3 protein-coding genes and 1 pseudogene are annotated in these 4,324 nt (G+C 32.3%); 1 reads left to right on the top strand and 3 read right to left on the bottom strand.

Annotation, left to right across the window (positions count from 1 at the left end; genetic code table 11):
• Positions 1 to 271, top strand: a pseudogene (locus HMPREF2811_RS11645) (IS481 family transposase); the annotation flags it as partial.
• A gap of 238 nt (positions 272 to 509) precedes the next feature.
• Here the strand turns inward: HMPREF2811_RS11645 and HMPREF2811_RS09425 are convergent.
• The 3 genes from HMPREF2811_RS09425 to HMPREF2811_RS09415 all read right to left on the bottom strand — a co-directional run bounded on the left by HMPREF2811_RS09425 (position 510) and on the right by HMPREF2811_RS09415 (position 4,148).
• Entirely contained in the window at positions 510 to 1,247 is a 738-nt protein-coding gene (locus HMPREF2811_RS09425) for an ABC transporter ATP-binding protein (RefSeq protein ID WP_071409109.1), read from the bottom strand.
• Positions 1,244 to 3,724, bottom strand: a complete 2,481-nt coding sequence (locus HMPREF2811_RS09420; protein ID WP_071409108.1) for a hypothetical protein — start codon at positions 3,722 to 3,724, stop codon at positions 1,244 to 1,246. The genes HMPREF2811_RS09425 and HMPREF2811_RS09420 overlap by 4 nt, the downstream gene beginning before the upstream one ends.
• 97 nt (positions 3,725 to 3,821) lie before the next feature.
• Complete coding sequence (locus HMPREF2811_RS09415; RefSeq protein WP_071409107.1) at positions 3,822 to 4,148, bottom strand: hypothetical protein; 327 nt, start codon at positions 4,146 to 4,148, stop codon at positions 3,822 to 3,824.
• Positions 4,149 to 4,324: the final 176 nt, after the last annotated feature.

Raw genomic sequence — 4,324 nt, 5'->3', positions numbered from 1 at the left:
TGATAGATACTCTGTTATAGGACGCTTACAAAATAAGGGGATTACGTATCGAAAAACTAGACCTTATTCACCATGGCAGAATGGGATTGTAGAGCGAAGTCATCGAGAAGATAGTGAACGGTTCTATCAGCGTCAATTCAATTCGGAGGAAGAACTAATTACAGCTCATCAGCGGTATGTTAATCGAGGCAACAATATTCATCGCAAGGCACTTCAGTTTAAAAGTCCAATTGAGATCATAAAAGCATATAAAAGTAATCAGGACGCCTAGACATAGGATAGTGTATCCATTTTAAGAGGAGCCTCAAGGTTCGCTTCGCTTTTCTCCTTGACCCTCCTCATAAAATTGATGAATGATTAGTAAGACTAGGGCGGCCCAAATAAGCAACCTATTTGTGTCACAAATGTTTGACAACTCTAGAGTATCAGATTGACCCGTGTTACACTTAACTTGACAATTCGGGATATTTTTAAAATGGCATCACATTATAGAATGTTTTTCGTTTGTTTTATTCAATTTCAGAATATAGATGTTTATCAATAAACGCATCTTTTTTGTTTTTTTCTAAATAATAGGATTTATAGATATTTTCAAGTTTTTCCCCGTGCTTTGCATCAAGTTCATGATAAATTAGTTTGCCTTCTTTAAGAAAAAATACTTTGTTCGTAACGGCTTCAATCTCTGAAAGATTGTGAGAGGACAAAAGTATTGTTTTTCCTTTTCTAGCTAACTCTCTAAATAATTCTCGCATTTCAAAAATTCTGCTTGGATCTAAACCATTTAATGGTTCATCCAATATAATTAATTCCCCATCATTGAGAATGGCGAGCGCAATAAGTAAAATTTGTCGCATCCCTAGAGAGTACGTCTCAATTTTTTGATCTAAAAATCCTTCTAAATTAAACTTATCAATCATATCTTCGACAAACCTTTTGTTTGAACCATATACTGAAGTGGCAAAATTGATATGGTCTCGTCCTGTTAGATACGGATAAAGAACCGTATGATCTTTTAAAAAAGACACGGAATGAAAAACCTTTCTATCCTTATGAGATTTACCAACTAATTCAATTTCTCCGTCATCGATGGTGATAAGATTGACCATTGAATTTAATAGCGTGGATTTCCCTGTCCCATTTGGACCAACAATTGCATAAATCCCAGGATTTATAATAGTCATTGATATATTATCAAGCACCTTTTTTTCACCATAAGTTTTATTCAAGTGTTTGATGTTCACTATCATTTAAGCTCTCTCCTCTCAACTTTAGTAACTAGGATAATCCCTAGCGCATAGAATACCAAATTCCAAAAAACTAAAATAAAAATTGGCCAAATAAAAGAACTTTCATGGCCTAAATAACGAGTAAAAACAGATCCATCCACTACATCTGCTATGTTTAAATAAGCGAAAGGAGAATATCTGCCAACAGATGAAGTCAAACTCATTCGATAAAAAAATATCATTAGAAAAATTAAAACTGAAGATTTTATGACGATTGTCCTAGCCCATTGAGAAATAATTAAATTAATAATACTTAATAAACAAACGATTAAGTAAAAAATAATAACGATCATTCCCATTACTTTCCATAAGTCCATCCATTCATAATTATTACCTTTTGTAAAATAAACCATTGGATAATTAATGTAACCAAATTTTTGAAATCCTATTCCTACTAGTAAAGATAGAATAATGACACAGCTGATCAAAATAGAAGCAGTGGCAAGACTTGCTTTTAATTTACTATCAAAAATACGCTTCGAAGATAAGGGTAAGGTATATAACCAAGCCTCATGTTTTCCACGCTCTCCTTCCACTTCATAATCTGACATTGCAGCAATCAACAAGAAGAAAATTATCAACATATCAATACGATAAACTAGAAATAAACGTGAGAGCACTCCTAAAAATGAGATGTCTGCTACTTGAAAATTCAACCGATCTGAAATTTGATTTAATAATTCTCGAGGTTGGTCATGATAATTATAAATAATGGCCTCTCCTCCTAAAGGGTCAATACCACGTTTTTTCAACTCTAATAAACGATCTTTTGCTAATGAATAACCAAATTCAGTCGGAAAATCACCTGCCACATAATAATTGTTCCTCGGCATGAACCGAAAGGTATCATCGACTATATTAAAGTGATTATTAGGATTAAAATAAAGTAGCATTTCATAGTCAAAACTAGAAATATAACGATTAATATCATTTAATTCTAGTGCATCTTTTCGAATTATCCATTGATTATATAAACGTTGATAATGAACTAAAATTTCTTTTCTATCATTAATTGTTGCTTGATATGCTTGAATTGCACTCCTATCATTTGGATCTAGTAGTGCCTTTTCCTCTTCCAACTGATTAATAGCATCTTCATAAAATTTAATTGCCAACCCATAGTTTTCATGGGTGTATTTCGAAATAGAGGGATCTTTTATACGATAAAAATCGCCCACTATGCCATGACCAACAAAAAGGAGTAGTATAACGCAAAAAATTCCTAATAATTGAGAAATCCGATGTGCTCTCCAATTTTTAATGAATTCAAAAAAAATGGTGGTATGAAATTCATATTGCATCGTTGGCTTAGTCGATTTAGAATCCAAGTTTTGACAATACATTGGATATACATAATCAATCACCATTAATAATATTAATAGTATCACTAACCACCCTATCAAATACTCAAACCTTATCGGTTTTCCCGTTAAGTAAGTCTCCCATCGACCTCCTACATAGTATCTTTCAAGATTCCCTAAAATTTGATTTTTGTGATTAATATCAAAAGGCATCCATGACCCTGAATGACTGATGACAAAATTTCCAAAATAAATCAGAATAAACGTTATAATGGTCTGATAAATGATTGTGGAATTCAATTGTTTTAATCGCATAAAACAAAGAATCCCAATTGAAGCTAATAAAAAAAATCTCAATACAAACAACAAAATGGTAAAAAGTAACGCTTGATATAATGGCACTATTGTTGATTCCGACATAATTGATCGCGTTGGATAAAACAAATGTAACGATTTATCATCTGACAAACACCACATGACCATTATACTTAATAAAATATACAAAAATATATACATAAATACCGCTAATTTTCTGAAAAAAGGGACACTTCTAACAGAAAGCGGTAAAATGGATAGTAGCACATGATTGACTCTTAAATCATCATCGAGTAGTTTTAACAAAAGAATATTAAAGATAAACAACGGAATTAATCCAAATAAAAAATCTGCAGATTTTACGATATTGTATAAAAAAGGAGTTGGAGGTTCACTTAAATCATTTTGCTCCATATAATTATTGACTTCCTGAATATAATCAAGCATTTGCTTTTGATCAGTACTTAGTTCACGTTGTTCAAGGCTGAATGCTTCTTTAAAATATGGCACTATCAAATTAAACGAATTGACTGGATACCCTAAAAAAGATTCTCTCGTCTCATAATGCGGTTCATCAACTATTTTATAATAATGACGTAGCCCTTTTGAGAGCTGACCAGGAACAAATTCTTCTGTATTCGCCAAAGCCATCAACAAATATTGTTCATAAGAATCGACATGATTATTTCTTTCATAGTCAAGTGAGGGGTGTGATTTTAAATACAAGGTTGATAGAAACACTGTCCCTATGCTCAATAAAATCAGAACAATATACACTTTAGAAGACCATAATCGTCTTAAGTCAAATCCCAATAATTTCATCCCCATGCCTCCTTTTTGAGAGAATAGTCTTTTATTATCAACAAATGGAGCAGATTATTACATCATCTCTGCTCCATTAATTGTTTATAAAATATACTTAATTATTATTATTCAATACATCAACATAATAAGGATTCGCACCGATCAAAGGAGCCATACCTCCATAATAATGGAATCCAAACGCATCCGATCCTAAATAAGGAACATAACCACCATAATGTCCATCTCCCACAATCTGACGAACATATACTCTAGGACCGGCATAACTTTTTAGTGTTGTAGAAATATATGCAGAGCTAGGTATAAACGACACTCGAGTTTCTTGAGCCATACTACTAGAGACACCAATCGATTCCGCATTAACATTCATAGGTAATGACAACATAATAGCAGCAAGCACTAATAGACCTAAACGTTTCTTCATAGTGATTCTTCCAATACTTATTTTATATGATTCCATGATATCATAGTTTTCCAAAAAAGCAAGCGCTTTCCATTTGTTTTGATGTTATTTCTGTTAGGTTATCATACATATGTGACAAAAAAGTAAAAAAGAAAGAGAGCTTCAGATACAATAAAGTTTGGACACAACATTGTAAA

The organism is Globicatella sp. HMSC072A10 (assembly GCF_001811625.1).
Lineage (GTDB): Bacteria > Bacillota > Bacilli > Lactobacillales > Aerococcaceae > Globicatella > Globicatella sanguinis.
This window is presented reverse-complemented; position numbering and strand designations above follow the sequence as displayed.